We start from the raw sequence: 24,534 nt of genomic DNA, 5'->3' as shown, positions 1-24,534 counted from the left end.
CTGGGGGGCCCTAGGCTCAACGACAACTTCCAGAGGGGAACGAAATGAAGCACAGGAAAGTCATCGTGGTGACGGCGGCCCTCGCCGGCATCGCACTCGCCGTGACCGGTTGCTCCGGCGGCTCGGGTGGATCCGGCGGGTCCGCCTCGGACGACTCGGGCAAGAAGACGCTGCCGACCTCGGCACAGATCAACGCGAAGCCCGTCTCGGACCTGGAAGACGGCGGCACGCTGCGTCTGCCGATCTCGCAGTGGGTCTCGCAGTGGAACTACAACCAGCTCGACGGTCCACTCGTCGACGCGTCGACGATCGAACAGGCGACGATGCCGTTCATCTACACCATCGACGGCAAGGGGGCCCCGACGCTCAACACCGACTACGTGTCGAAGGCCGAGGTCACGAACGACGACCCGCTCACGATCTCGTACACGATCAATGACGACGCCCAGTGGAGCGACGGCTCGGAGATCACCTGGCGTGACTTCGAGAACGAGTGGAAGACCACCAACGGCAAGGACAAGGCGTACCTCATCGCCGGCTCGACCGGCTATGAGGACATCTCCTCCGTCACCAAGGGCGCGACCGACAAGGACGTCGTTGTCGAGTTCGCCACGCCGTTCTCGGACTGGAAGTCCCTGTTCAGCCCGCTGTACCCGGCCAGCCAGACCAGTACGCCGGACCAGTTCAACAACGGGTACAAGGGCAAGGTCCCGGTCTCGTCCGGTCCGTACGAGATCACCGACCTGAACGAGACCGCCGGCACCGTCACGATGAAGCCGGACGACAACTGGTGGGGCGACAAGCCGAAGCTCGACCAGGTGATCTTCCGGTCGTTGGACGGCAACGCCGACGTCGACGCGTACCTCAACAAGGAGATCGACTCCGTCCTCACGACGACGTCGGAGCGCTTCGACCGGGTGAAGAAGGTGAAGAACTCGAAGATCCTCGCCTCGACGTCCGCGCAGTACACCCACGTGGACTTCTCGTCGAACGGTCTGCTCAAGGACAAGCAGCTCCGGCTGGCGATCCAGCACGGTGTGAACCGTGACGCCCTGGCCCAGGTCATCGGCGGCACCCTGCCCTACAAGCTCGGCACGCTCGACAACCACCTGTTCCTGTCCACGGACAAGGGCTACAAGTCGAACATCAAGCCGAACGCCACCTTCGACGTCGAGAAGGCGAAGAAGCTCCTGGACGACGACGGGTGGAAGACCGACGGCGCCTACCGCTCGAAGGGCGGCAAGCAGCTGGCGATCGCCATCACGATCCCGTCCGGAGCCCCGGTGTCGCAGCAGCTGGCGCAGGTCATGCAGCAGCAGCTGAAGGAGATCGGCGTCAAGCTCACCCTGAAGTCGGTCGCCACGGACGACTTCTTCGAGCAGTACGTCACCCCGGGCAACTACGACATGACGATCTTCGTCTGGGGCGGCACCGGCTTCCACTCCAGCTCCGCGACGATCTACACCTCGGGTGCCACCGGGCAGAACTACGGCCGTGTCAGCTCGGGAGCGATCGACAAGCTGACGAAGCAGGCGCTGTCCGAGCCGGACTCGGACAAGGCCAACGCCATCTGGAACAAGATCGACAAGCAGGTCTGGTCGATCGGACACTCGATGCCGATCACCGCGAAGCCCGCGCTGGTCGCCCAGAACCCGAAGCTCGCCAACTACGGCGCGTTCGCTGGTGCGCAGAACATCGACTGGACGAAGGTCGGCTTCACCAAGTAGCCACCGACTGACGGTCAGCGAGGGGTCGGACGCACTGCGTCCGGCCCCTTCGTCGTCCCGGTTCCGTCCGGTGTGCGCTCTCGCAGGACATGCACGGTGCAGTCCCCGTCGCATCGGCTGCCCGGACCGTACTGTTGCCCCATGGCCATCCCCGACACTGGCACTGCGGCACCCGGCTTCACCCTCCCCGGCATGATCGTTCGCGACGGTGTCCGCACCGACGCGGAGTACTCGCTCGCGGCCCAGGTGGGCCGTCCGGTGGTCCTCGCCTTCTACCCCGGTGACGCCACCCCCGTCTGCACCGCGCAGCTCTGCTCCTACCAGCAGGAACTCGACGACTTCCGCGACCTCGGAGCCGTGGTCTGGGGCATCAGCCCGCAGGGCCTCGACTCGCACGAGGGCTTCGCCCGGAACGCGTCGCTCTCCTTCCCACTGCTCTCCGACGTCGCCGGTGACGTCGTCCGCGCCTACGGCGTCCACGTGCCCGGCCTCGGCCTCCGCCGCTCCGTCTTCGTCATCGGTCCGGACGGCCTGGTGCGCTGGCGGCACGTGGGCCTGGTCGGCCTCCGCTTCCCGCGCGCCGAGGTCATCCGTGACCAGATCGAGCAACTCGTCGAATGAGGCGTTGACAGGCGGGACCGACGGGGTGACGATGATTGCCCTGTAGACCTCCGGGTTCGCCTCCCCGGGACATCGGGTCTCCTGCCGGTACGTGCTCGGCCTGTCTGGTCCGCTCGGTGGGTGGTCCCGGGGAGGCGCTCTCGTCGCCCGTCGATGCGGTGTCTCCTAGGCTTGCCCCCATGCCCGAACGGACAGCGCCCACCCGGATCGTCGCGACCAACATGCGACGCTTCGCCGTCGCACTCTGGGTCGTCGCCGTCGCGCTCGTCGTCATCGGACTCGTCACGAACGGCCTCCGCGCCGCGTGGCTGGTGCCGGTGCCGTCCCTCTTCACCGCCTGGTTCGCCTGGGTCGTGCTCTGGCGTCCGCGCATCGAGCTGACCGAGGACGAGCTGGTCGTCGTCGACGTCCGCCGCACCACCCGCTTCGCCTGGCGCCGCGTGCAGGACGTCCGGTCGAAGTACGGGCTCGAGGTCGTCACCGACCAGGGCGAACAGCGGGTCTGGATCGCGCCGCGTCCGACGGCCCGGCTCGCGATCGAACGGCCGGGAGGCGCGGTGCCGCTCAGCGTCGCCGCTGCGGCGGACGAGATGCGTGCGCGGGTGCCCGCCGCGGTCACGTACGACGGCGCTCCCCCGGCGACGGTCACGGCGGCTCCGATCGTGCACCGCGTGCACGGCTGGGCGATCGTCGCCCTCGTCGTCCTCGGGATCGCCGGAAGCCTGGCCGGCGCGCGCCTCTGACCTGACCGACACCGCGGTCGACCACCGGTCCGGACCCGGTGTGTTCGTCGTGGGGCGGGCCTGGCGCCCGACACCCGGAACGACGGAACGCGCCGTCCCGAGGCGGGGCGGCGCGTTCCTCGTGTTGCGGACTCTGCGGGTCAGCGACCGAACTCGAAGCCGGCGCCGGGGATGGCGGCCAGCAGGTCCTTCGTGTACTGCTCACGCGGGTTGGCGAAGACCTCATCGGTCGTCGCCTTCTCGACGATCTGGCCCTTGCGCATCACGCACACGTTGTCCGCGACCAGACGGACCACCGCGAGGTCGTGGGTGATGAACAGGTAGGTCAGGCCGAGCTCGGACTGCAGCTCGGTCAGCAGGTCCAGGATCTGGCCCTGCACGAGCACGTCGAGCGCGGAGACCGCCTCGTCGAGGACGATGACCTCGGGCTTGAGCGCCAGCGCACGCGCGACGGCGATGCGCTGCCGCTGTCCACCGGACAGCTCGCTCGGGTACCGGTTCACCATCGACTTCGGCAGGGCCACCTGGTCGAGCAGTTCGAGGACCCGCGCACGACGCGAGGCCTTGTCGCCGACCTTGTGCGTGCTCAGGGGCTCGGCGATCGTGTTCCCGACGTTGTACATCGGGTCCAGCGAGCCGTACGGATCCTGGAACACGGGCTGGACGCGGCGACGGAAGTCGAACAGGTCCTTGCCCTTGAGTGCACCGATGTCGATGCCGTCGAACTGCACCGAACCGGACGTGATCGACTCGAGCTGCAGGACGAGCTTCGCGACGGTCGACTTGCCCGACCCGGACTCGCCGACGAGCGCCGTGGTGGTGCCCTTCGGGATCGCGAACGAGACGCCGTCGACGGCCCTGAGCTCGCGGGTCGCCATGCCCTGACCACGCAGCTTGTAGACCTTCTGCAGGTCCTTGACGACGATGAGGTCCTCGGCGGGCCTGCTCTCGCGCTCGTGGGCGCGGGCCAGGAGTTCGTCGTCCTCGCTGCCGGTGTCGGCGATCGCGACCGACTGGTGCTGCACCTTCGACTGGATACGACGGCTCGCGAGCGACGGTGCCGCGGCGACGAGGCGCTGCGTGTACGGGTGCTGCGGGTTCGCCAGGATCTCCTTGGACGGACCGGCCTCGACGACCTGGCCCTTGTACATCACCACGAGCTTCTCGGCACGCTCGGCGGCGAGGCCGAGGTCGTGGGTGATGAACAGGACCGAGGTGCCGAAGTCGCGCGTCAGGCTCTCGAGGTGGTCGAGGATGACGCGCTGCACGGTGACGTCGAGGGCCGAGGTCGGCTCGTCGGCGATGAGCAGCTTCGGGCGGCTGGACAGACCGATGCCGATGAGCACACGCTGACGCATGCCGCCGGAGAACTCGTGCGGGTACTGCTTCAGACGGCTCTCGGCGTCACCGAGTCCGGCCTCCTGCAGGACCTCGACGGCCCGGGCACGGATCGCGGACTTGCCGGTCGCCATGCCGTTCGCCTTGATGGCCTCTTCGACTTGGAACCCGATCTTCCAGAGCGGGTTGAGGTTCGACATCGGGTCCTGGGGGACGTACCCGATCTCGGTCCCGCGGATCTCGGCCATCTGCTTCTCGGTCAGGCCGACGAGCTCGCGCCCGTTCAGCTTGATCGATCCGCCGGTGATCTGGCCGGTGCCGGGCAGGAGCTTGATGATGGCCTGGGCGCTGGTGGACTTGCCGGAACCGGACTCCCCCACGATCGCCAGGCGCTCGCCCTGCTCGAGCGTCATGTTCACGCCGCGGACGGCCTGCACCAGACCGGACTGCGTCTTGAAGCCGACGTGCAGGTCGGTGATCTCCAGCAGCGGGGCGCCGGGTGTGCCGGACGCCTTGGCGTTCGGCTCGGTGAGTGTCTCGCTCATCGGCGGGCCCTCGCCTTCGGGTCGAGCGCGTCGCGGACCACGTCACCGAGGAGGAGGAACGCGAGCACGGTGATGGACAGTGCGGCGGACGGCCAGAAGATCGTCGACGGGCTGGTGCGGATCGACGACTGTGCGGCGTTGATGTCGAGACCCCAGCTGAGTGCCGACGCCGGCAGACCGATGCCGAGGAACGACAGGGTCGCCTCGGCCACGATGAACGTGCCGAGGGAGACCGTCGCGACGACGATGACCGGTGCGAGCGAGTTCGGGATGACGTGGCGCACGAGCGTGGTGAAGCGGCTGACGCCGAGCGCCGCGGAGGCGGTGACGTAGTCGGCCTGCTTCGCGCTGAGCACGGCACCGCGCATGATGCGGGCAATCTGCGGCCAGGCGAAGACGGCGAGCACGAGCGACACCGTCACGGCGTTCCGCGCCGGGAGCACCGACATGAAGACGATCGCGCCGAGGACGGTCGGGATCGAGAAGAACACGTCACCGATGCGCGAGACGATCGTGTCGAGCCAGCCACCGTAGAACCCGGCGAGGGCACCGATGACGACGCCGACGATCGTGACGAGCACGGTCGCGAGCAGGCCGACGATGAGCGAGTTCTGCGCACCCCAGATGACGCGGGCGTACACGTCGTAGCCCTGCCGCGTGAAGCCGAGCAGGTGACCGGCACGCGGGCCCTCGTTGCTGTCGTCGAGGTTCGCGGCGCGCGGGTCCAGGTGCGTGAACAGCCCGGGTGCGATCGCGACGACGATGATCAGCAGGATGAGGACCGACGAGATCCAGAACGTGGGGCGGCGACGCATGGACTCCCACGCGTCGGTCCACAGCGAACGGGTCTTCTCGTCCTCGTTGACCTGGTCGACCGCCAGGAGCGGAGTCTCCTCGATCGGCGCGACGTAGTGCGTCGCCGAACGGGGTTCGGTGTTACTTGGCATAGCGGATCCTCGGGTCCAGGACGGCGTAGAGCAGGTCGACCAGGAGGTTGGCGAGCATGAAGATGATGACCATCACGGCGACGAAGGAGACCACCGTCGGGCCCTCGCCGAGCTTGACGGCCTGGAACACCGTGCCACCCACGCCGTGGATGTTGAAGATGCCTTCGGTCACGATCGCGCCGACCATCAGGTTGCCGATGTCGACGCCCAGGTAGGTCACGACCGGGATCAGCGAGTTCCGGAAGATGTGCACCCCGACGACGCGACGACGGGACAGGCCCTTCGCGGTCGCGGTGCGCACGAAGTCGGCGCTCATGTTCTCGGCGACGCTCGCACGGGTGAGACGCACGATGTAGGCGAACGACACCGACGCCAGCACGATCGCCGGCAGCACCAGCTCGGACCACGGCGCCTGGCCGGAGACGGTCACGCGGAACAGGCCGAGGTTGATGCCGAGGACGTACTGCAGCAGGAAGCCGACGACGAAGGTCGGCACCGAGATGAGCAGCAGCGAGACGACGAGGGCCGTCGCGTCGAACAGCTTGCCCTTGCGGAGACCGGCGACGACACCCACGACGATGCCGGCGACGGCTTCGAAGACGAGTGACAGGATCGCCAGGCGCGCGGTGATCGGGAAAGCCGCTGCGAGCTGCTGGCTGACCGGCAGGCCCGAGAACGTCGTGCCGAGGTCACCGCGGAACAGGCCGCCGACCCAGAGCAGGTACTGGACGAAGAACGGCTTGTCGAGGTTGTACTGCTGCCGGATCGCTTCGATCACCTGCGGTGACGGCTGACGGTCACCGAACAGTGCGGCGACCGGGTCCCCGGGCAGCGAGAACACCATGAAGTAGATGAGGAACGTGGCCCCGAAGAAGACGGGGATGAGCTGCAGGAGGCGCTTGCCGAGGTACCAGAGCATCAGATCCCTGCCTGGTTCGCAGCGCGCATGTCGTTCAGGTTCATGTCGTGAGGGGTGGACGGTCCGAGGGTCGGCACGGGTGTCCGGTGCGGGCGGCGGCGCCCGCGTTCGTGGGGGAAGGTGTGACCGCCGTGGTACGGGGGCTCGGGGACCGTGGTCCCCGAACCCCCGTCCGGTTGGCCGCGGAGCAGGATACCTGTCCGCGATGTGTCTCGCGAGGAGACGGGTGTTACTTGGTGACCTCGATGTCGTAGTACAGCGGGACGGAGTCCCAACCGAACTTGACGTTCTTCACGTTGTCGGCAGACCAGACACCGGTGACGTTGGAGTACCAGAGCGGGATCTCGGGCAGGTCCTTGAGCAGCAGCTCCTGAGCCTGGTCGAAGGACTTGTTGCCCTCTTCGACGGACGAGGCCGAACGGCCCTTGGCGAGCAGCTCGTTGTACTCGGCCGAGTCGTAGCGCGAGTAGTTGTTCGACGAGCCTTCACCCATGGTCGGGCCGAGGAAGTTGTACAGCGACGGGTAGTCGGCCTGCCAACCGGTGCGGCTTCCGCCCGTGAGCTTGTCGTCCGTCTGCAGCGCGAGCGCCTCGGCGAACGTCGGGAGGGCCTTGCCCTCGGCCTTGATGCCCAGCGTGCTGGAGATCGAGTTGGTCACGGCGGTGACCCAGGCCTCGTGTCCACCGTCAGCGTTGTACGCGATGGTGAGCGTGTCGTTGTACGGCGAGATGTCGTCGGCCTGCTTCCACAGCTTCTTGGCCTCGGACTTGTTGTACTTGAGGACGTCGGCGCCCTTGAGGTCGCCGGTCCAGCCGTCGATCACCGGGGAGGTGAAGTCCTTGGCCGGGGTGCGGGTGCCCTGGAAGATCTTGTCGGTGATCTGCTTGCGGTTGATCGACAGCGACACCGCCTCGCGACGGAGCTTGCCCTCTTCACCCTTCCAGTGGTCGAGGTAGTAGGGCAGGTAGATCGCCTGGAAGATCGCGGCGGCCTGGTTGACGTTCGAGTCGGGGAAGTCCGACTTGTAGGTCGCGAACGCGGCGTCCGGCACGGCGTCGAGGACGTCGAGGTTGCCGCCCTGGGCGTCGGAGTACGCGGTGTCCTGGGACGTGTAGAACGTGATCGTCAGACCACCGTTCTTCGGCTTGCGCTTGCCCTGGTAGTCCTTGTTCGTGACGAGCTTGATGTCCTGGTTGTGCGTCCAGGCGCTCTTGCCGTCGAGCTTGTACGGACCGTTGCCGATCGGGTTCTCACCGAAGGCCTTGGTGTCGTCGTAGAAGACCGAGGGGAGCGGCACGAAGGCGTTGTAGCCGAGGGACAGCGGGAAGTCCGACTGCGCCGACTTCAGCGTCACCGTGAATTCATCGTCGCTCTTGACCTTGAGGCCGGTGAGCTCGGAGTCCTTGTCGGCGTCGTAGCCCTCGATGTTCTCGAAGAAGTAGCTCGCGCCCTGCGCGTTCGACTTCTGGGCTGCCCAGTTCCACGCCTTCGTGAAGGACTCGGCGGTGATGGCCTCACCGTTGGTGAACTTCCACCCCGAGTTGATCGTGATGTCGAAGGTCTTCGAGTCGTCGGTCTCGACGCTCTTGGCCAGTTCCTTCACCGGCTTGCCGTCGGCGTCGTACGAGAACAGACCGTCGAACAGCGACGTGATGATCTTGCCGCCACCGGTCTCGGTGGTGTTCGAGGGAATGAGCGGGTTCTGCGGTTCGCTGCCGTTCGTGGTGACGATGCCGGTGGCGTTGGCCGAACCGGAGCCGGAGCCGGAGCCCGAGCCGCTTCCGCCACCGTTGCCGGAGCAGCCGGTCAGGGCAATTGCTGTGGCCCCGAGCACGGCGAGGGCAGTGAGCCCAGCGCGCTTCTTGATCAAGAGTTCCTCCTGGTGCATGGGACGCGCCGGGCACAGAGGTCCCTCCCGGCACGTTTGACTCCTGAACTGTAGGCAGTGCAGAGAGAACCGACCAAACCCTGCGCGCATCGGTTACACGCCTGAAACCAAGTTGCAGGATCGTTGCGGCACAATGCAACTTCCGCGCGTCTGAGCCGGAGTACCGCTCATCTGTTGCGTTTGCATCAACGTCCGTGCAGCGTGCAGGTGACGCCCGGGTGAACCACAGGTGTCGTCCGCAACCGCTTGCATTCGGAGCGCTCCACCCCGCGTGATGCGCGCCGGAGGCCCGTGGCGATCCCGCCACGGGCCTCCCGTCCGTCCTGCCGCCCTGTCCGGGCTGGCTGTCGTCCTACGCGAACGCCTCCACCGGCGGGCAGGCGCACACGAGGTTGCGGTCCCCGTACGCCTGGTCGATCCGCCGCACCGGCGGCCAGTACTTCCGACCGGCCTGGCCGGCCGACGGGTAGACCGCCTGCTCGCGGGTGTACGCGTGCTGCCACTCCCCCGTGATCACCGACGCGGCCGTGTGCGGCGCGTTGACGAGGGGGTTGTCCTCCGCCGGCCACTCGCCCCGGGCGACGGCGTCCGCCTCGGCTCGGATGGCGAGCATCGCGTCGACGAAGCGGTCGAGCTCGGCGAGGTCTTCGCTCTCGGTCGGTTCGACCATGAGCGTGCCTGCCACGGGGAACGACATCGTCGGTGCGTGGAAGCCGTGGTCGATGAGCCGCTTGGCGACGTCGTCGACCGTGATGCCCGTGGCCTCGCGCAGGGGACGCAGGTCGAGGATGCACTCGTGCGCGACCAGGCCGGACTCCCCCGTGTAGAGGACCGGGAACGCCTCGCGTAGACGTGCCGCCAGGTAGTTCGCGCCGAGCACGGCGACCTCGGTCGCCCGGGTGAGCCCCTCGACGCCCATCATCCGGACGTAGGTCCAGGTGATCGGCAGGATGCTCGGGCTGCCGTACGGCGCTGCCGAGACCGGACCGCCCGCATGGGCCGGACGGTCCCCGTCGGTGCCCGTTGCCGCTCCGGTCCGACGATCCGCTTCCTGTGCCATCGGGTGCCCGGGCAGGAACGGCGCGAGGTGCGCCTTCGCCGCGACCGGACCGACGCCCGGACCGCCGCCGCCGTGCGGGATGCAGAACGTCTTGTGCAGGTTGAGGTGCGAGACGTCGCCACCGAAGTCCCCGAAGCGGGCGTGCCCGAGGAGCGCGTTCAGGTTCGCACCGTCGACGTAGACCTGACCCCCGGCGTCGTGCACGGCGTCGCAGATCGCGGTGATGTCGTGCTCGTAGACGCCGTGCGTCGACGGGTACGTGATCATCAGCGCGGCCAGCTGTCCGGCGTGCTCGGTCGTCTTCGCACGGAGGTCGTCGAGGTCGACGTTGCCGTCCTCGTCGCACGCCACGACGACGACCCGCATGCCGGCGAGGACCGCCGACGCCGCGTTCGTCCCGTGCGCGCTCGACGGGATGAGGCACACCGTCCGGGCCTCGTCCCCACGGGACCGGTGGTAGCCGCGGATCGCGAGCAGCCCGGCGAGTTCGCCCTGGCTGCCGGCGTTCGGCTGGACCGAGACCGTGTCGTACCCGGTGACCTCGGCGAGCCAGGTCTCGAGGTCGCCGATCATGTCGAGGTAGCCCTGCACGTCCTCGCGCGGGGCGAACGGGTGCAGCCGGGCGAACTCCGGCCAGGTCACGGCTGCCATCTCGGTCGCCGCGTTCAGCTTCATGGTGCAGCTGCCGAGCGGGATCATGCCGCGGTCGAGCGCGTAGTCCTTGTCGGAGAGGTGCTTGAGGTACCGCATCATGCGGGTCTCGCTGCGGTGCGCGGAGAAGACCGGGTGGGTCAGGAACGCGCTCTGTCGCTCGAGCGCGGCCGGGAGGCCCGTGCCCGCGTCACGCACGGCGGTCTCGGTCCCCGGGACGGTCACGTCCGCGGCACCGAACACCGCGGCGAGTGCGGCGACGTCCTCCGGCGTGGTGGTCTCGTCGGCGGACAGCTGGAGGGTGTCGGCGTCCACGAGGTGGAGCAGGTACCCGGCGTCGTGCGCGGCGCTGACGAGGGACTCGGCGCGGCCGGTGAACCGGAGCGTCAGGGTGTCGAAGAAGCCGTCGTGCACGACGTCGGCGCCCGCGGCACGGGCGACGTCGGCGAGCGCCGTGGTCGTCCGGGCGACCCGGTGCGCGATGAAGCGCAGGCCTTCGGGCCCGTGGTAGACCGCGTACATCGACGCCATCACGGCGAGGAGCACCTGCGCGGTGCAGATGTTGCTCGTCGCCTTCTCGCGGCGGATGTGCTGCTCGCGGGTCTGCAGGCTGAGGCGGTAGGCCATGCCGCCGTCGGCGTCGAAGGACACCCCGACGAGACGACCGGGCAGCTGGCGCTCGAGACCGGCACGGACGGCGAGGTAGCCGGCGTGCGGGCCGCCGAAGCCGAGCGGCACACCGAAGCGCTGGCTGGTGCCCACGGCGACGTCGGCACCGAGGTCCCCGGGGCTGGCGAGCAGGGTCATCGCGAGCAGGTCGGCCGCGACGACGGCGATGCCGCCGCCCGCGTGGACGCGCTCGATGGTGCGGCTCGGGTCGACGACCCGGCCGGAGGCGCCCGGGTACTGCAGGACCACGCCGAAGGCGCCGTCGAGCTGCTCGTCGGTGGGCCCGTCGGCGGCGTCGAAGCCGCGCAGGGTGATGCCGACGGCTTCCGCGCGGTGGCCGAGGATCGCGGCGGTCTGTGGGAGGAGGTCGGCGTCCACCAGGAACGCGTCGCCCTTGACCTTCGAGGCACGGCGGGCGAGGAGCATGCCCTCGACGACGGCGGTGCCCTCGTCGAGCATCGACGCCCCGGCGGTCGCCATGCCGGTGAGGTCGGACACCATCGTCTGGAAGTTGATCAACGCTTCCAGCCGGCCCTGCGAGATCTCCGGCTGGTACGGCGTGTAGGCCGTGTACCAGCTCGGGTTCTCGAGCACGTTCCGCTGGATGACGGCAGGCGTGTGCGTGTCGGAGTAGCCGAGGCCGATCATCGCGCGTCGGACGGTGTTGCGCCCGGCGACGGCACGCAGTTCGGCGAGCGCCTCGGTCTCCCCCACCGCGGTCGGCACCGACGAGTGCGCGATCGGTGCGGCGTGGATCGACTCGGGGACGGCGGCCCGGACGAGGGCGTCGAGCGAGGGCTGTCCGACGACGTCGAGCATGGCCTGCTGGTCGGCGGGCGTGGTGCCGATGTGACGGTCGGCGAAGGTGGTCTGCAGGTTCGTCGACGTGGTGAGGTCCTGGTCCGCGGTCATGCGATCGAGGCCCGGTACGTGTCGTGGTCCATGAGGTCCTCCGGGAAGGAGGTGCCGTCGACCTTGAGCTTGACGAGCCAGCCGGCGCCGAACGGGTCCTGGTTGACGGTGTCCGGCGTCGCGACGACGGCGTCGTTGACCTCGACGACCTCGCCCTCGATCGGGGCGAAGAGCTCTCCGACGCTCTTGGTCGACTCGATCTCACCGAGCTGCTCGCCCGCGGTCGTGGTGGTGCCCACGGCGGGGAGCTCGACGTAGACGACGTCACCGAGCTGTTCGGCCGCGTGGTCGGTGATGCCGACGGTGACGACGTCGCCCTCGACGAGGATCCACTCGTGGTCCTTGGTGTACTGCAGTGCGGTCTGGTCGGTCATGGGGATCAGCCTCTCGAAGCGCGACGGTAGAAGGGGAGAGCGGTGACGGTTCCGGGGATGGCGGTACCGCGGACGTCGATGTGGAGGACCTGTCCCCCGTCGGCGCAGTCCGGGTCGACGAAGGCCATCGCGACCGGGTGGCCGAGCGTGGGCGAGAGGGCACCGGAGGTGACGGTGCCGACGACGACTCCGTCGCGGAGCACGGCGTACCCGGCACGGGCAGCGCGGCGACCCGCCATCGTGATGCCGACGAGCACCCGCGCGTCCGGACCCGGCTGCACGCCGGCGTCACCGACGAAGGAGCCCGAGGTCGCGACGACCCGGCCGAGCCCGGCCTGCGCCGGACGGACGGAGGTGTCGAGCTCGTGACCGTAGAGCGGCATGCCCGCTTCGAGACGGAGGGTGTCGCGAGCGGCGAGTCCGGCGGGCACCACCCCGCGCTCGGCACCCGCGTCGAGCAGGGCGTCCCAGAGCACCGGCGCGGTGTCGGTGTCGCTGTACAGCTCGAACCCGTCCTCGCCGGTGTAGCCGGTGCGGGCGATGAGGACCTCGCTGCCGTCGAAGAGCGCGTGCAGCACCCGGTAGTAGCGGAGTTCGTCGAGCGGGGTCTCCGGCTGCAGGCGGTCGGCGACGACGAGGGCGTCGAGCGTCCCGGCGGCGGCCGGACCCTGGATCGCGACGAGGGCGGTCCGGTCGGAGTCGTCCGTGACCGAGACGTCGTGCCCGGCGGCGCGTTCCCGCATGGCCTGGACGGCGACGTCCCGGTTGCCGGCGTTCGCCACGACGAGGAAGACGTCGTCACCGGTGCGGTACACGACGAGGTCGTCGAGGATCCCGCCGTCCGGGGTCAGGAGCAGCGAGTACTTGGCCCGCCCGACCGGCATCGCGCCGAACGACCCGGCGAGCGCGGCGTCGAGGTACGGGACGGCGTCGGGCCCCTGCACGCCGATCTCGGCCATGTGCGAGAGGTCGAACACGCCGGCTGCCTGGCGCACCGCGTGGTGCTCGGCGAGGTCGGACGAGTAGCGGACCGGCATGCGGTGGCCGCCGAAGTCGGTGAAGGTGGCGCCGGCGGCGACGTGCGCGGCCTCGAGTGGCGATGAACGCAGCACGGACGATGGGTCTGACATGGACGGAGTTCTCCTGGCATCGGCAGGGCCCGACGACCGTCGTCGGGTGCGGAACTCCCCCTCTGTCATGGGCCTGAGAGTTTCACCGCGGCCCGTGAGGTCCGGCGGCTTTCACCGTGGGCGAGACGACGAGGCCGTGGGAGGTGCCCACGATCGCGTGTCTGCTTTTCAGAGTGGCCTGCCCGCTGCGGTGTTGGACCTGAGAGATTGGCGGGGAGCTTGCTCCTTCGGTGCCCTGGCCCGGATGCAGTGCGCTCCGGGTCGGGGGCTCTCCCGCGGCGGGTGGTCGGCCGTCGTGTTCTGTTGTCCGGCGAGCATACCGAGCCCGCGTTACGGGCATGTGTCGCGGATGCGGACCGCGGCTCCTCCGGTGGCCCTTCGACATCACGTAGAGTGACGCCGTGGCAGGACAGCGATCGCGCCCCCGTGGGCAGCTCGAGCAGGCGGTGCTCGAGGCGCTCTGGACCGCCGACGCCGGGCTCACCGCACGGCAGGTCCTCGAGGTCTTCGACGAACCGCGGCCGGCCCTGACGACGGTCCTCACCGTGCTCGACCGTCTCGGCCGCAAGGGGACGGTGGTCCGCGAGCAGCACGACGACGCCCCGCTCACCTTCCACGCCGCGCACTCGCGGGAGGACCACACCGCCTCCCTCATGACGAACGCGCTGGCCGCCTCCTCCGACCGCGAGGCAGCGCTCCTGCAGTTCACCGGCTCGCTCGCCTCCGGGGACCTCGAGGTCCTCCGCCGTGCGATCGACTCCCGAACGCGTCCCTGACCGGTCCGCCCCCGTGGTCGTCACCGGCGCCTGTCTCGTCGTCCTCGCCCTCGCCGTCGTCGCGCTCGCCCCGCGCGTGCTGACACGGGCGGGATGGACCATCGACCGTCCGCTGACCGCCATCGCCGCCTGGCAGGCGTCCGTCGTCGTCGGGGTCGCCGGCTTCGTGGTCGGGACCGCCCTGGTCGTCCTGGCCGGGCGCCCGCTGACCGACCCCTTCGGCATCGGCGACTCCCCCAGCCACGGCCTGAACGTCGGCGTCGCCGTGCTCGCCGTCGTCGCGTTCGCCGTCGCCGTCCGCGTCCGACCCGGCCCCGAGCACGAGGCCGTCCGCGAGGCGATCCGCACCGGCGCCGCTCCCCACCGCGAGGTCGACGGCACCCTCGTCGCGGTCCTGCAGGCCGAGACCGCCCTGGCCTGCGCGGTCCCCGGTCGTTCCGGCGGGGTCCTCGTCAGCACCGGGCTCACGGAACAGCTGCACACCGACGAGCTGGAGGCCGTGGTCGCCCACGAGCGCGCGCACCTGCGGCAGCACCACGCGGCCGTCGTCGGCTTCGCTGAGTCCGTCGAGCGCGCCGTCCCGTGGGTCCCGGGAGCCCGTGCGATGGCTCGGTCGACCCGAGTCCTCGTCGAGTTCGCCGCCGACGACGCAGCCGCACGCCGGGTGGGCCGCGACGCGCTGCGCCGGGCGGTCCTGGTGGCGGACGCGACGGGCGCGCTCGGGGCGGTCCGGGCCTCCAGACTGTCCTGAACCGGCCGGGAGGCCCGTGCTGCGACCGGCTGTCGGCGCACGGGGCTAGCCTGGTCCGGTCCGCCACCGCGAGGGGAACCGTGCAGCCGCTCACCGAATCCGACATCCGATCGTCCTTCGTCAACGCTACGCCCGACGAACTCGCCCAGCTCCCGATCCCGGGGCTGCACGAGACGCTGTGGAACGAACGCGAGTTCCTCGGCTGGCGTGACCCGCAGGCCGCCCGTCGCGGCTACATGGTGTCCTGGATGGACGGCAAACCGGTCGGGATCGTCGTCCGGGCAGCCGGGGGCTCCCTGCGCGCGGGCATCGCCGCGATGTGCTCGTTCTGCCACTCCCCCCAGCCGGCGACGCAGGTGCGGCTCTTCTCCGCCGCCCGCGCCGGTGAGTCCGGGCGGAACGGCAACACCATCGGCACCTACCTCTGCGAGGACCTGGGCTGCCCGATGCTGATCCGCACGGCGCCGCCGCACCTGAACCCACCGGCGACGATCGCGATGCGCTCCGAGTCGTTGCTGCAGCGGTTGCACAACTTCACGGCCGACCTACTGACGACGGAGTGAACCCGGACCGCTTCCGCACCGCGCGGTGGGCCGTCGTCGAGGAACTCGGGGACGGCCGCTGGCGTCTCACCGTCCGGGACGAAGCCGACGACGAGCTCGGGGCGTTCGGTCTGGGGGTCGAGGGGCCGTGGGATCCGGACGTCGAGCCGCACGTGGGCTTCGTGCTCACGCAGATCGGGCTCGCGCTCACCGGAGCACGGCCATGGCGTGCGGACGAGCTCGGCGACCAGCGGGCACCGGTGTTGCCGCTGGCACTCGTCGGCTGACACTCGTCCGCTGACGGGTCGCGCTGACGGTCGCGCTGACGACCGCGCTGACCGGACGGGCCCGCTCGTCAGTCCGCCGCGGCGAAGTTCCGGAGGACCTCGCGGTCGTCGTCCGACCGTGACGCCCAGACCAGCTCGCTGCGGTGTGCGCTGCCCTCGAGCGGCAGGAGCACCACGGTGTCCGGGGCCGCGAGCGCCGCACTCTCCGGCAGCACCGTCACCCCGAGCCCGACGCCGACCAGGTGCAGCACGGTCGCCCATGTCGTCGCCTCCTGCACGATGACCGGCCGTCGACCGCCGGAGGCCACGGGTGCTGTGTTCCGTTCGGTGGCGAGCGCGCCGGCCTCCGCGGGGAAGAACACGAACGGGTCGTCGAGCAGCTCCGGGCCGCGCACCGACGCGCGGCCGGCGAACCGGTGGTCCCGCGGCACGGCGGCGACGAAGGGCTCGCTACGGAACCGGACGAACCGCACCCCCTCGGCCGGGTCCGGGTCACGGACCACCGCCAGGTCGAGCTCCCCGCGCTGCACGGCCGCGACGAGCCGGGAGGAGAACCCCTCCGTCAGTTCCACGCGGACCAACGGGTAGCGCTGCCGGAACCGCTGCACCAACTCGATCGGGCCGAGCGGCAGCGCCGAGACGACGAACCCGACGTCGAGCCGCCCGGCCTCACCGCGCCCGGTCCGGATGGTCTCGTCGAGGTCCCGGCGGGTCTGGGCGAGCAGCGACCGGGCTCGTCCCTGCAGCACCCGACCGGCCGGGGTGAGCGCCACACTCCGGGAGGTCCGGGCGAACAGGTCGACACCGAGAGCGACCTCGATGCGCCGGATCAGCTGCGACAGGGCGGGTTGGGCGATGCCGAGCCCCGCCGCCGCCCGTCCGAAGTGCAACTCGTCGGCGAGCGCCAGGAACGCCCGCATCTGGCGGAGGTCGACCTCGGGAGCACGATCCATTCGCCGAGGCTATCGATCAGACCGAACGAGTATTGGACTTGACTCCATCGGTTCCGCAGGATGGAGACATGCCCGACACCACCACCGAGATCGTCATCGACGACATGTCCTCCGCTGCCGACGCCGCCGCGTTCCAGTCGCTGAACGAGCGGTGGATCACGGCGTTCTTCACGCTGGAGGACGAGGACCGCCGGCTCCTCGGCGACCCCGTGCAGCACATCGTGGACGCCGGTGGCGTGGTCCTCGTCGCCCGCCTCGGGAGTGAGGTCGTCGGCTGCGTCGGACTCGCCCCGCACGGCGCTGGAGCCACCCCGCACGAATCCGGCGAGTTCGAGCTCGTCAAGATGGCCGTCGACCCCGACCACCAGGGACACGGCACCGGCCGCCGTCTCATCCGCGCGGCGATCGACCGGGCGCGTGACCTCGGCGCCCGCCGGGTGCTGCTCGAGACGAACAGCGCGCTCACGAGCGCGATCCACCTGTACGAGACGACCGGGTTCCGGCACCTCGCAGCCGACGAGCACCCGCCCAGCCCCTACGTCCGCGCCGACGTGGCGATGGCACTCGACCTCTGACCCGGGGCAGGCCGGGAGGCCCGGGACCGGACAGCCGGTCGGCGCGAGCCGGACCACGCAGCGGTTGACGGGCCTCCCGGCCGGTCCGCGTACCGTCCGCCGCATGCCCCGCGACCAGTACGAGCACAGCGACCCGACCACCCGGTACCCCAACACCAGCCCCGAGCCGCAGCAGCAGCCCGAACCGGGCCTGGAGTCGCGGATGGACCCGAAGCCGGACCACGGCGAGGACTCGTACCGCGGGACCGGACGACTCGCCGGGCGTCGTGCGCTGATCACCGGCGCGGACTCCGGCATCGGCGCAGCGGTCGCGATCGCGTACGCGCGAGAAGGTGCCGACATCGCCCTGGCGTACCTGCCGGACGAGGAAGAGGACGCGCAGCGGATCGTCGCCCTGATCGAGGCGGCCGGACGGAAGGCCGTCACCATCCCGGGCGACCTGACCGCGAAGAACTACCCTGCCGCCCTCGTCGAACGGGCGGTCGCCGAACTCGGCGGACTCGACGCGATCGTCACCTGCGCCGGCAAGCAGCACTGGCGAGCCGAGGTCACCGACATCCCCGACGACCAGCTCGTCGACACCTTCACCGTCAACGTCCTGTCGCTCTTCCGGCTCGTCCAGGCAGCGCTGCCGCACCTGGAGCCCGGGTCGACGATCATCACCACCGCCTCGATGGAGGCGTACCAGCCGGCTCCCGACCGGCTCGACTACGCCGCGTCGAAGGCCGCCGTCAACAACTTCTCGAAGGGTCTCGCGCAGCAGCTCATCCCCCGGGGCATCCGCGTCAACGTCGTCGCTCCCGGGCCCACCTGGTCGGTGCTGCAGGTGTCCGCCGGGGTCGACCCGGAGACCCTGCCGGACTTCGGGTCGAGCGAGTCGCCGATGGGTCGGCCGGGGCAGCCCGCCGAGCTGGCACCGGCGTACGTGTTCCTGGCGTCGCACGAGTCGAGCTTCGTCGCCGGCGAGACCCTCAACGTGAACGGCGGCATGGTCACACCCTGACCGCTCGCCGCCGTGTCCTGAGGCGCTCTCGTTGCTACGCTCACGGCATGGCGACGCACGAGGTCCAGGCCGTCCGTGAGCAGGGCATGTGGCAGGTGTTCATCGACGGGTTCCCCGTGACCGAGGTCCGCCGGTGGCCGTCGGTCGCCTTCGTGGCCCGGGAGTGGATCTCGCTCACCGACCAGATCCCGTCGCGTGAGGTCGACCTGCACGTGACGGTCATCGGTCGCAACCACTTCGCGCCCGTCGCCTGACGGGAGCGAGTCTGACCGGAGTGGTCAGTCCGCAGCCGCCACGAGCTGCTGGGCGCGCTGGTACGACACGTCGAGCAGCGGACCGATCTCCCGAACGGTCAATCCGGCTTCGTGGAGCTCCTTCGCCGCCGCAACGGTCTCGTCAGCGGCCGCTCGGCGTGCGCGGTCGGCCTCGTCCCGGAGTTCGACAGCACGGTCCAGGTGCGCGCGCACCGAGTCCGGCAGGACGAACTCGACCTGGACCAGGAAGGCCTCGGCCGGGCGGTCGTGCATGTTCGCCAACCAGTCGCGGGCCATCGGTTCGACCTCGCGCTGCCGTCGAGCTTGCGTCCGGAGCTCGCCGTCGATCCAGACGAGCCAGTAGCGCCCGTCCCGCTGTGCGCGCACGTTGTGCGTCGTCGTCATGATCCGTCCTTTCCGTCATCGCAGCTGCGGATGATCGATCGTGCGAGCATCTCCCGGATCTCCCGGTGCCGGGGGATCTCGATGCGCTCACTGCCGAAGAGGAAGACGTCGTGCCTCCCGCCGTGCCGGAGGAGCACGAAGGGAACGCCACGCCGTGCCGCTCGTTGATGGAGCAGGCGAACGAGGTCCGCGCGCTTCACGGTACCTGTCCAACACGGATTGGACAAGAATGTCTAGCAGCGTTGGACGCCCCGTTGCCCTGTTGTCTGGTCTGCACGTAGCCACGATCGCTGGCCGCCGTGAGGCGGCAGGAGTGATCCGCAGTTCCTGTGGACGGACCACCGCGACACCCCGCCTGGGGAGGACAGCCGGCAGTGCCTCCCGCAGCTCGTCAGGCGACGTGCCAGACGACAGCCTCCTGCGCACTCGACGGGTACGCGGCAGCTATGCGGAACACCGCCTCGCGGAGGGTCTCCGGCGAGCACGCGAGGTTGATCCGGGCGAAGCCCTTGCCCTCGGTCCCGAACGGCAGCCCGGAGTTCAGCGCCACGAACGCGTGCTCGCGCAGCTGCACGGCCGGGTCGTCGCCGAGGCCGAGCCCGCGGAAGTCCAGCCACGCCAGGTACCCCGCCCGGGGCCGGGCGTAGACCACGCCGGGCAGGTGCTCGGCCAGGAGCTTCGCCAGCAGACGGTCGTTTGCCACGATGCGGTCGACGACGTCGTCGAGCCATTCGACAGCCAGGGTGAACGCGGCCAGGTTGGCGTGCAGCCCGAGGATGCTCGTGCGGCAGGCGACCTCTTCCCACAGGGTGTCGAGGAGCGCCGCCGTCCGTGCGTCCCCGGCGACGATGACCGAGCACTTCACGCCAGCGAGGTTCCAGCCCTTGCTCGCGCTCGTCACGCACACGCTCCGCGCACCGAGTGGTTCGGCGATCATCGCGAACGGCGTGAACTGCACGCCGGGGTGCGTCAGCGGAGCGTGGATCTCGTCGCTGATGACGAGGACGTCGTACTCGGCCGCCAGACGAGCCAGCGCCTCGAGGTCTGCCCGGTCGTGGACGAGACCGATCGGGTTGTGCGGGTTGCAGAGCAGGAACACGCGGACGCCGCCGGCGAACGCCCGCTCCAGGCTGTCCAGGTCCAGCCGGTAGACGCCCCACTGCTCACGGAGCGGGACCTCTTCCACCTGACATCGGGCCTCTTCCACGAGCTCGAAGAACGGCGGGTACACCGGCGGCGTGATCGCGACCCGTCCGCCGTCGGGCAGCGCGAGCCGGAGTGTCTCGACGATCCCCACGCTGACGTCCGTCGCCAGGTACACGCGGCCGGGGTCGACGTCCCACCCCCACCGGTCGCGGGCGAAGCCGGCGAACGCGGGTGCGAGCGGCCCGGGACCGTCGAGGTAGCCGAGGTCCGACTGCTGCACCCGTTCGACGAGGGCCTGCCGGATCTGCGGCGCGACCTCGTGGTCCATCTCGGCGACGAACAGGGGCAGCACGTCAGGCGCGTACCGCGTCCACTTGATGCTCGTCCGGACCCCGCGGAGCGTGCCGACCGGGTCCTGTTCGTCGCTGGTCATGCGTCCCAGCATGCTCCTGACGGGAGGCCCGGTGCGAGTCCGGACGTCATCCGACGTCGTCTGCCGCTCGGCGAGCGCACCCGGGCGCACCCGGGCGCACCCGGGCGCACCAGGATTCGCGCTGAGCGACAGTCCTCGGCCTGCGGTGCGCGAGGGCTGTCGCCCAGCGCGAACCCTGACGGCAGCGCGTGGCTACTGTCGGCGGCATGACCACGAGCACCGCCGAGAAGGCGACGACCCTCCAGTCCCTGCACACCGCCCCCGAGATCCTGCGCGTCGTGAACGTCTGGGACGCGATCAGCGCCAAGACCGTCGCCGCGTTCCCGGAGACCCGCGCGATCGCGACCGCCGGGCACTCGATCGCCGCGATGTACGGCTACGAGGACGGCGGCATGTCGCTCGACCTCGCCCTCGCCGGCGCGAAGACCGTCGTCGACGCGGTGGACCTACCGGTCAGCGCGGACCTCGACGACGGCTACGAGGACCCGGCCGAGACCATCCGTCGTGCGATCGGCATCGGCGTCGTCGGTGCCAACGTCGAGGACCGCCTGCGTCCGTTCGCTGAGTCCGTCGCCCGGGTGGCCGCGATCATGCGCGCAGCCGAGCAGGAGGGCATCGACTTCCAGCTGAACGCCCGGACCGACGCGATCGCCCGTGGCGGCGACCGTCCGGTCCAGGAGAGCATCGCGGACGCCATCGCCCGTGGGAAGGCCTTCCTCGACGCCGGAGCCCCGCTCGTGTTCGTCCCCGGTGCCGTCCAGCGTGAGGTCGTCGAGCAGTTGGTCGAGGGCCTGGGCCGCGGCAAGCTCAGCGTCATCGGGCTGCCGGGCGCCCTGCCCGCCGCCGAGTACCAGGCGCTGGGCGTCGCCCGCATCTCCTACGGTCCGTTGACGCAGCGCGTCGCCCTGCGGGCGCTCCGCGACCTCACGGCCGACCTGTACGCGGGCGGCGTGATCCCCGAGGACACCCCGACGCTCAACTGAGCCGTCGACGGACGGGAGGCCCGTGGCGGTGTCGCCACGGGCCTCCCGTCCGTCGGCGGTCGAGATCGCGACCGCAGGTCGCGACCTAGCCCAGCGCCGGGTACAGCGTCGGCGAGGTGCGGGCGTGCGTCGCCTGCTCGAAGCCGTAGCCGAGCCCGATGACGGTCCCCTCGTCGTACGAGCGGCCGAGGAACTCCAGGTTGACGCCGGCGCCGGTGATCGTGGCGTCCGCCGCGGTCGCCTGCCCCATCGGAACCGTGACGGCCGGCATGCCGGTGTTCGGGCTGAGGCGCATGTTCGTGCCCTGCGTGCCGTACGGGGTGCCGGACGGGTAGACGAGCGCGTCGAGGTCCTGCGCGTTCATGATCCCGGTGACCACCTGCTTGCCGGTGGCGATCTGCTTGGTGTGCGAACCGTTCGGACCCGCCCACGCCTGGTACTGCGCGTCGGTGATCGCGTCACGCTGCTGGTAGGTGCTCTTCCGGCTCGGCACGTACTCGCCCGAAGCGAGGATGCCCTGCAGCGACCGTGCGGCGACGTCCGGGTCCAGGTGCTTCGCGACGTACTGGTCCAGGTCGTGCTTGAACTCGTTCGTGCTGCCGCTGCCCTCGCTGAGCACCCGGTTGAACTCCGGCGTCGCGGTGATCGGGACGACGGTGGCGCCCTGGGCCTCGAGGGTCGCCTGCGCCTGGGCGAAGAGCCGTGCGGTGGTGCGGTTCGTCCCGACCATCGAGGTCACGTACCCGATGCGCTTGCCCCGCAGCGCGGTCGGGTCGAGGAACTGCGTGTACGAGGTCGGGACCTTGCCGGTCTGGCCTTCGGTGACCGGGTCGGCTGCGTCGACCCCGGTGACGGCGTCCAGTGCGACGGCCGCGTCGGTCACCGAGCGGGCGAGGGGCCCGCCGGTGTCCTGCGACAGTGCGAGCGGGATGATGCCGTCGCGGCTCGTCAGGCCGACGGTCGGCCGGATGCCGACGAGCTGGTTGTACGACGAGGGGATGCGGATCGAGCCGCCGGTGTCGGTGCCGAACCCGATGCCTGCCAGGTTGGCGGAGACGGCCGCACCGGTGCCACCGCTCGAGCCGCCCGCGGTCTGGCTCGTCACGTAGGGGCTGGCGACGAGGAGCGAGGACCCGGCCGGCTGGTTCGAGGAGAACTCGGAGACGAAGCCGTACGCGAACTCGTCGAGGCTGGCCTTGGCGAGGACGACTGCTCCGGCGTTCCGGAGGCCCGTGACCATCGCCGCGTCGGTGTCGGTCTGGTTGTCGTCCCAGCAGCCGCAGCCGCCCGTGGTCGGCATGTCCTTCGTGTCGTAGTTGTCCTTCAGTGCGATCGGCACGCCGAGCAGCATGCTCGTCATGCCGTGTGCCGCTCGTTCGGCGTCGGCGGCCTTCGCGGCGGCGAGTGCTCCGGCGTTGGTCGTGACGATGGAGTTGAGCGGTCGTCCGCCCGTTCCCGTGTCCGTGGTGGTCCGGTCGTAGGCGGCGATGCGGTCCAGGTAGTCCTGGGTGATCTCGGCCGAGGTCGTGACCCCGGCGTTCATCGCGGCCTGCATGTCGAGCGTCGAGGCCTCGACGAGCTGGAACGGCCCGTCGTCGTAGATCATCCGCTGGGACAGGCCGGCGACGTCCGCCAGCGTGATGGTGCCGTTGCCGTCCGCGTCGGCGGCCGAGACCGTCGACCAGTCCGGGTCGGTGCTGGTCGTGCCGAGGTGGTCGGACAGGACGGTGAGGTCGGCCTGCGTGACCTGGTCGTCGCCGGTGAGGTCGAGCGCCGTGTAGTACGGCGCGAGCATGGCGGCGGGGCTCGCGTCGACCGCGGCCGGTGCCGCGTTCGCGACGAGGGACGGGGTCGCGACGACGGCGGTGCCGACGAGGGCCAGGAGCGCGGCTCCGGCGACGGTGGTGCGGCGACGGCGGGTCGTCACGGGGGTTCCTCCGGGAGTTCGGGATGTCGTGGTGTCGTCTGCCAGGTCACGGCGACGGGGCGTGGCGGTCATCGGGCGTCCTCCGTCGATGCGGGGCGACGCGCGCGACGGCGGGCGAGGACGAGGCCGGCACCCGCGAGCAGCAGGGCTGCGCTCGCGGCGATCCAGGGTGCGAGGTCGGCGCCGGTGAACGCGAGCGAGCCGCCGACGGGCCTGCCGGAGGTGCTGCCCACCGGGTCCGTGCCCGTCCCGGCGTCGGTGCCGGTGCCGGTGCCGTCGGTCCCGCCCGCGATCGGGGTCGCGCTCGGCGTCGCCGTGGGAACGCCGGTGGGGGTGGCGGTCGGCGTCGGTGTCGGCGTCGGCGTCGGCGTCGGCGCTGCGGCGATCGTGACGGTCGTCGATGCCGGGTCGGTCAGCGTGATGGTGCTGCCGTCGGACGCGACCACGGTGACGCGCGTCACGGCGAGGTCGACGGTGGCGGGGCTCGTCGCGGTCAGCTCGACCGAGGCGGCGAGGTCGCCGGAGATCGCCGGGGAGGTCCCGAGCCGGGTGTGCAGCAGCGAGATCGTGTCGCCGTCCTGCTCGACGGAGTCGAAGCCGCCGTCCGGGCCGGTCACGCTGCCGTCGACGACCTCGAGCGAGTCCGCGTCGGCGGCGAGATCGATCTGGTACGCGAAGACGTCGGTCGTCGCGGGCAGGGTGAGGTCGACCTCGAGGGTGTCGCCGACCGTCACCGACGCCGGCGCGGTGATCGTGGCCGTCGTGGCGACCGGGGCGGCCGACGCCGGGGAAGCGGCGAGGACGGCGAGGCCGAGGCCGCCGACGGCGATGACGGCCGTCCGGAGCGTGGCGGTTCGGGGCGTCGCGGTTCGGGGCGTCGTGGTTCGGGAGCGGAGCCGAGTGCGGTGCTGCATCCGTGCGGGTCCTTCGTCAGGGTTCGGGCTGAACGCTTGCTCAGTGCTCGAACCGTAACGA

At 70.3% G+C, this 24,534-nt stretch carries 23 protein-coding genes and 1 riboswitch; of the genes, 11 read left to right on the top strand and 12 right to left on the bottom strand.

Annotation, left to right across the window (positions count from 1 at the left end; genetic code table 11):
• Nucleotides 1-44 precede the first annotated feature (44 nt).
• From DEJ33_RS08970 to DEJ33_RS08960, 3 genes are all read left to right on the top strand, one after another.
• On the top strand, nt 45-1,727 hold the full coding sequence (locus DEJ33_RS08970; RefSeq protein WP_111078632.1) for an ABC transporter family substrate-binding protein: 1,683 nt from the start codon (nt 45-47) through the stop codon (nt 1,725-1,727).
• A 141-nt stretch (nt 1,728-1,868) separates the two neighbouring features.
• Complete coding sequence (locus DEJ33_RS08965) at nt 1,869-2,348, top strand: peroxiredoxin (protein WP_111078631.1); 480 nt, start codon at nt 1,869-1,871, stop codon at nt 2,346-2,348.
• Between the two features lie 179 nt (nt 2,349-2,527).
• On the top strand, nt 2,528-3,091 hold the full coding sequence (locus DEJ33_RS08960; protein ID WP_111194788.1) for a PH domain-containing protein: 564 nt from the start codon (nt 2,528-2,530) through the stop codon (nt 3,089-3,091).
• Nucleotides 3,092-3,231: 140 nt separating this feature from the next.
• Here DEJ33_RS08960 and DEJ33_RS08955 read toward each other — a convergent pair whose 3' ends face one another.
• The 7 genes from DEJ33_RS08955 to gcvT form a co-directional block, all read right to left on the bottom strand.
• Complete coding sequence (locus tag DEJ33_RS08955) at nt 3,232-4,974, bottom strand: ABC transporter ATP-binding protein (protein WP_111078629.1); 1,743 nt, start codon at nt 4,972-4,974, stop codon at nt 3,232-3,234.
• Nucleotides 4,971-5,921 carry an ABC transporter permease gene (locus DEJ33_RS08950; RefSeq protein ID WP_111078628.1) on the bottom strand — a complete coding sequence of 317 codons (951 nt, stop codon included), beginning with the start codon at nt 5,919-5,921 and terminating at the stop codon, nt 4,971-4,973. Before DEJ33_RS08950 ends, DEJ33_RS08955 begins: the two co-directional genes overlap by 4 nt.
• Nucleotides 5,911-6,840 carry an ABC transporter permease gene (locus DEJ33_RS08945; RefSeq protein ID WP_110903293.1) on the bottom strand — a complete coding sequence of 310 codons (930 nt, stop codon included), beginning with the start codon at nt 6,838-6,840 and terminating at the stop codon, nt 5,911-5,913. The genes DEJ33_RS08950 and DEJ33_RS08945 overlap by 11 nt, the downstream gene beginning before the upstream one ends.
• A gap of 229 nt (nt 6,841-7,069) precedes the next feature.
• Nucleotides 7,070-8,710, bottom strand: coding sequence for an ABC transporter substrate-binding protein (locus DEJ33_RS08940; RefSeq protein ID WP_181432911.1), 1,641 nt, complete (start codon nt 8,708-8,710; stop codon nt 7,070-7,072).
• Nucleotides 8,711-9,080: 370 nt separating this feature from the next.
• A complete protein-coding gene (gene gcvP, locus DEJ33_RS08935; RefSeq protein WP_111194787.1) occupies nt 9,081-12,020 on the bottom strand; it encodes an aminomethyl-transferring glycine dehydrogenase in 2,940 nt (979 codons plus the stop codon).
• On the bottom strand, nt 12,017-12,394 hold the full coding sequence (gcvH, locus tag DEJ33_RS08930) for a glycine cleavage system protein GcvH (RefSeq protein WP_110903296.1): 378 nt from the start codon (nt 12,392-12,394) through the stop codon (nt 12,017-12,019). The genes gcvP and gcvH overlap by 4 nt, the downstream gene beginning before the upstream one ends.
• A gap of 5 nt (nt 12,395-12,399) precedes the next feature.
• Nucleotides 12,400-13,524 carry a glycine cleavage system aminomethyltransferase GcvT gene (gene gcvT, locus DEJ33_RS08925; protein WP_111194786.1) on the bottom strand — a complete coding sequence of 375 codons (1,125 nt, stop codon included), beginning with the start codon at nt 13,522-13,524 and terminating at the stop codon, nt 12,400-12,402.
• 178 nt (nt 13,525-13,702) lie between these two features.
• Nucleotides 13,703-13,810, bottom strand: a riboswitch (glycine riboswitch).
• Nucleotides 13,811-13,925: 115 nt separating this feature from the next.
• Between gcvT and DEJ33_RS08920 the strand changes: the two genes are divergently transcribed.
• The 4 genes from DEJ33_RS08920 to DEJ33_RS08905 all read left to right on the top strand — a co-directional run bounded on the left by DEJ33_RS08920 (nt 13,926) and on the right by DEJ33_RS08905 (nt 15,880).
• Nucleotides 13,926-14,300 (top strand): BlaI/MecI/CopY family transcriptional regulator, encoded by a 375-nt coding sequence (locus DEJ33_RS08920; RefSeq protein ID WP_111121244.1) that lies wholly within the window; start codon nt 13,926-13,928, stop codon nt 14,298-14,300.
• Complete coding sequence (locus tag DEJ33_RS08915; RefSeq protein WP_146242573.1) at nt 14,272-15,051, top strand: M56 family metallopeptidase; 780 nt, start codon at nt 14,272-14,274, stop codon at nt 15,049-15,051. The genes DEJ33_RS08920 and DEJ33_RS08915 overlap by 29 nt, the downstream gene beginning before the upstream one ends.
• 80 nt (nt 15,052-15,131) lie before the next feature.
• Entirely contained in the window at nt 15,132-15,614 is a 483-nt protein-coding gene (locus tag DEJ33_RS08910; protein ID WP_181432912.1) for an FBP domain-containing protein, read from the top strand.
• Complete coding sequence (locus DEJ33_RS08905) at nt 15,611-15,880, top strand: hypothetical protein (RefSeq protein WP_111078621.1); 270 nt, start codon at nt 15,611-15,613, stop codon at nt 15,878-15,880. Before DEJ33_RS08910 ends, DEJ33_RS08905 begins: the two co-directional genes overlap by 4 nt.
• A gap of 68 nt (nt 15,881-15,948) precedes the next feature.
• Here the strand turns inward: DEJ33_RS08905 and DEJ33_RS08900 are convergent, their stop codons facing one another.
• A complete protein-coding gene (locus tag DEJ33_RS08900; protein ID WP_111194783.1) occupies nt 15,949-16,833 on the bottom strand; it encodes a LysR substrate-binding domain-containing protein in 885 nt (294 codons plus the stop codon).
• A gap of 68 nt (nt 16,834-16,901) precedes the next feature.
• On the opposite strand from DEJ33_RS08900, the gene DEJ33_RS08895 reads away from it, so the two are divergent.
• The 3 genes from DEJ33_RS08895 to DEJ33_RS08885 all read left to right on the top strand — a co-directional run bounded on the left by DEJ33_RS08895 (nt 16,902) and on the right by DEJ33_RS08885 (nt 18,665).
• Nucleotides 16,902-17,408 carry a GNAT family N-acetyltransferase gene (locus DEJ33_RS08895; protein WP_111194782.1) on the top strand — a complete coding sequence of 169 codons (507 nt, stop codon included), beginning with the start codon at nt 16,902-16,904 and terminating at the stop codon, nt 17,406-17,408.
• 103 nt (nt 17,409-17,511) lie between these two features.
• Nucleotides 17,512-18,411, top strand: a complete 900-nt coding sequence (locus DEJ33_RS08890) for an SDR family oxidoreductase (RefSeq protein WP_111194781.1) — start codon at nt 17,512-17,514, stop codon at nt 18,409-18,411.
• A 47-nt stretch (nt 18,412-18,458) separates the two neighbouring features.
• On the top strand, nt 18,459-18,665 hold the full coding sequence (locus tag DEJ33_RS08885) for a hypothetical protein (RefSeq protein ID WP_110903305.1): 207 nt from the start codon (nt 18,459-18,461) through the stop codon (nt 18,663-18,665).
• A gap of 24 nt (nt 18,666-18,689) precedes the next feature.
• Here the strand turns inward: DEJ33_RS08885 and DEJ33_RS08880 are convergent, their stop codons facing one another.
• Nucleotides 18,690-19,070, bottom strand: a complete 381-nt coding sequence (locus DEJ33_RS08880) for a hypothetical protein (RefSeq protein ID WP_111194780.1) — start codon at nt 19,068-19,070, stop codon at nt 18,690-18,692.
• 391 nt (nt 19,071-19,461) lie between these two features.
• Nucleotides 19,462-20,649: a MalY/PatB family protein gene (locus tag DEJ33_RS08870; protein WP_258378136.1), complete on the bottom strand. Its 1,188-nt coding sequence runs from the start codon at nt 20,647-20,649 to the stop codon at nt 19,462-19,464.
• Nucleotides 20,650-20,855: 206 nt separating this feature from the next.
• On the opposite strand from DEJ33_RS08870, the gene DEJ33_RS08865 reads away from it, so the two are divergent.
• Nucleotides 20,856-21,632, top strand: coding sequence for an isocitrate lyase/phosphoenolpyruvate mutase family protein (locus DEJ33_RS08865; RefSeq protein WP_111194778.1), 777 nt, complete (start codon nt 20,856-20,858; stop codon nt 21,630-21,632).
• 85 nt (nt 21,633-21,717) lie between these two features.
• Here the strand turns inward: DEJ33_RS08865 and DEJ33_RS08860 are convergent, their stop codons facing one another.
• The gene (locus tag DEJ33_RS08860) at nt 21,718-23,559 is read right to left on the bottom strand and encodes an amidase family protein (protein WP_258378135.1); all 1,842 of its coding nucleotides are present in this window, start codon (nt 23,557-23,559) and stop codon (nt 21,718-21,720) included.
• 68 nt (nt 23,560-23,627) lie between these two features.
• Nucleotides 23,628-24,473 carry a cohesin domain-containing protein gene (locus DEJ33_RS17230; protein ID WP_111194776.1) on the bottom strand — a complete coding sequence of 282 codons (846 nt, stop codon included), beginning with the start codon at nt 24,471-24,473 and terminating at the stop codon, nt 23,628-23,630.
• Between the last annotated feature and the right edge of the window lie 61 nt (nt 24,474-24,534).

Origin of the sequence: Curtobacterium sp. MCPF17_047 (assembly GCF_003234045.1) — a bacterium.
Taxonomy (GTDB): Bacteria; Actinomycetota; Actinomycetes; order Actinomycetales; family Microbacteriaceae; genus Curtobacterium.
Note: the sequence above shows the minus strand (reverse complement) of the source record. Positions and strands in the feature narration are given on the sequence as shown.

Excerpts from the sequence above, each read along its gene's own strand:
- DEJ33_RS08970 (WP_111078632.1), top strand. The coding sequence starts at position 45 with ATGAAGCACAGGAAAGTCATCGTGGTGACGGCGGCCCTCGCCGGCATC.
- DEJ33_RS08885 (WP_110903305.1), top strand. The coding sequence starts at position 18,459 with ATGGCGACGCACGAGGTCCAGGCCGTCCGTGAGCAGGGCATGTGGCAG.
- DEJ33_RS08945 (WP_110903293.1), bottom strand. The coding sequence starts at position 6,840 with ATGCTCTGGTACCTCGGCAAGCGCCTCCTGCAGCTCATCCCCGTCTTC.
- DEJ33_RS08880 (WP_111194780.1), bottom strand. The coding sequence starts at position 19,070 with ATGACGACGACGCACAACGTGCGCGCACAGCGGGACGGGCGCTACTGG.
- DEJ33_RS17230 (WP_111194776.1), bottom strand. The coding sequence starts at position 24,473 with ATGCAGCACCGCACTCGGCTCCGCTCCCGAACCACGACGCCCCGAACC.
- DEJ33_RS08955 (WP_111078629.1), bottom strand. The coding sequence starts at position 4,974 with ATGAGCGAGACACTCACCGAGCCGAACGCCAAGGCGTCCGGCACACCC.
- DEJ33_RS08900 (WP_111194783.1), bottom strand. The coding sequence starts at position 16,833 with ATGGATCGTGCTCCCGAGGTCGACCTCCGCCAGATGCGGGCGTTCCTG.
- gcvP (WP_111194787.1), bottom strand. The coding sequence starts at position 12,020 with ATGACCGCGGACCAGGACCTCACCACGTCGACGAACCTGCAGACCACC.
- gcvT (WP_111194786.1), bottom strand. The coding sequence starts at position 13,524 with ATGTCAGACCCATCGTCCGTGCTGCGTTCATCGCCACTCGAGGCCGCG.
- DEJ33_RS08960 (WP_111194788.1), top strand. The coding sequence starts at position 2,528 with ATGCCCGAACGGACAGCGCCCACCCGGATCGTCGCGACCAACATGCGA.
- DEJ33_RS08890 (WP_111194781.1), top strand. The coding sequence starts at position 17,512 with ATGCCCCGCGACCAGTACGAGCACAGCGACCCGACCACCCGGTACCCC.
- DEJ33_RS08865 (WP_111194778.1), top strand. The coding sequence starts at position 20,856 with ATGACCACGAGCACCGCCGAGAAGGCGACGACCCTCCAGTCCCTGCAC.
- DEJ33_RS08870 (WP_258378136.1), bottom strand. The coding sequence starts at position 20,649 with ATGACCAGCGACGAACAGGACCCGGTCGGCACGCTCCGCGGGGTCCGG.
- DEJ33_RS08950 (WP_111078628.1), bottom strand. The coding sequence starts at position 5,921 with ATGCCAAGTAACACCGAACCCCGTTCGGCGACGCACTACGTCGCGCCG.
- DEJ33_RS08895 (WP_111194782.1), top strand. The coding sequence starts at position 16,902 with ATGCCCGACACCACCACCGAGATCGTCATCGACGACATGTCCTCCGCT.
- DEJ33_RS08965 (WP_111078631.1), top strand. The coding sequence starts at position 1,869 with ATGGCCATCCCCGACACTGGCACTGCGGCACCCGGCTTCACCCTCCCC.
- gcvH (WP_110903296.1), bottom strand. The coding sequence starts at position 12,394 with ATGACCGACCAGACCGCACTGCAGTACACCAAGGACCACGAGTGGATC.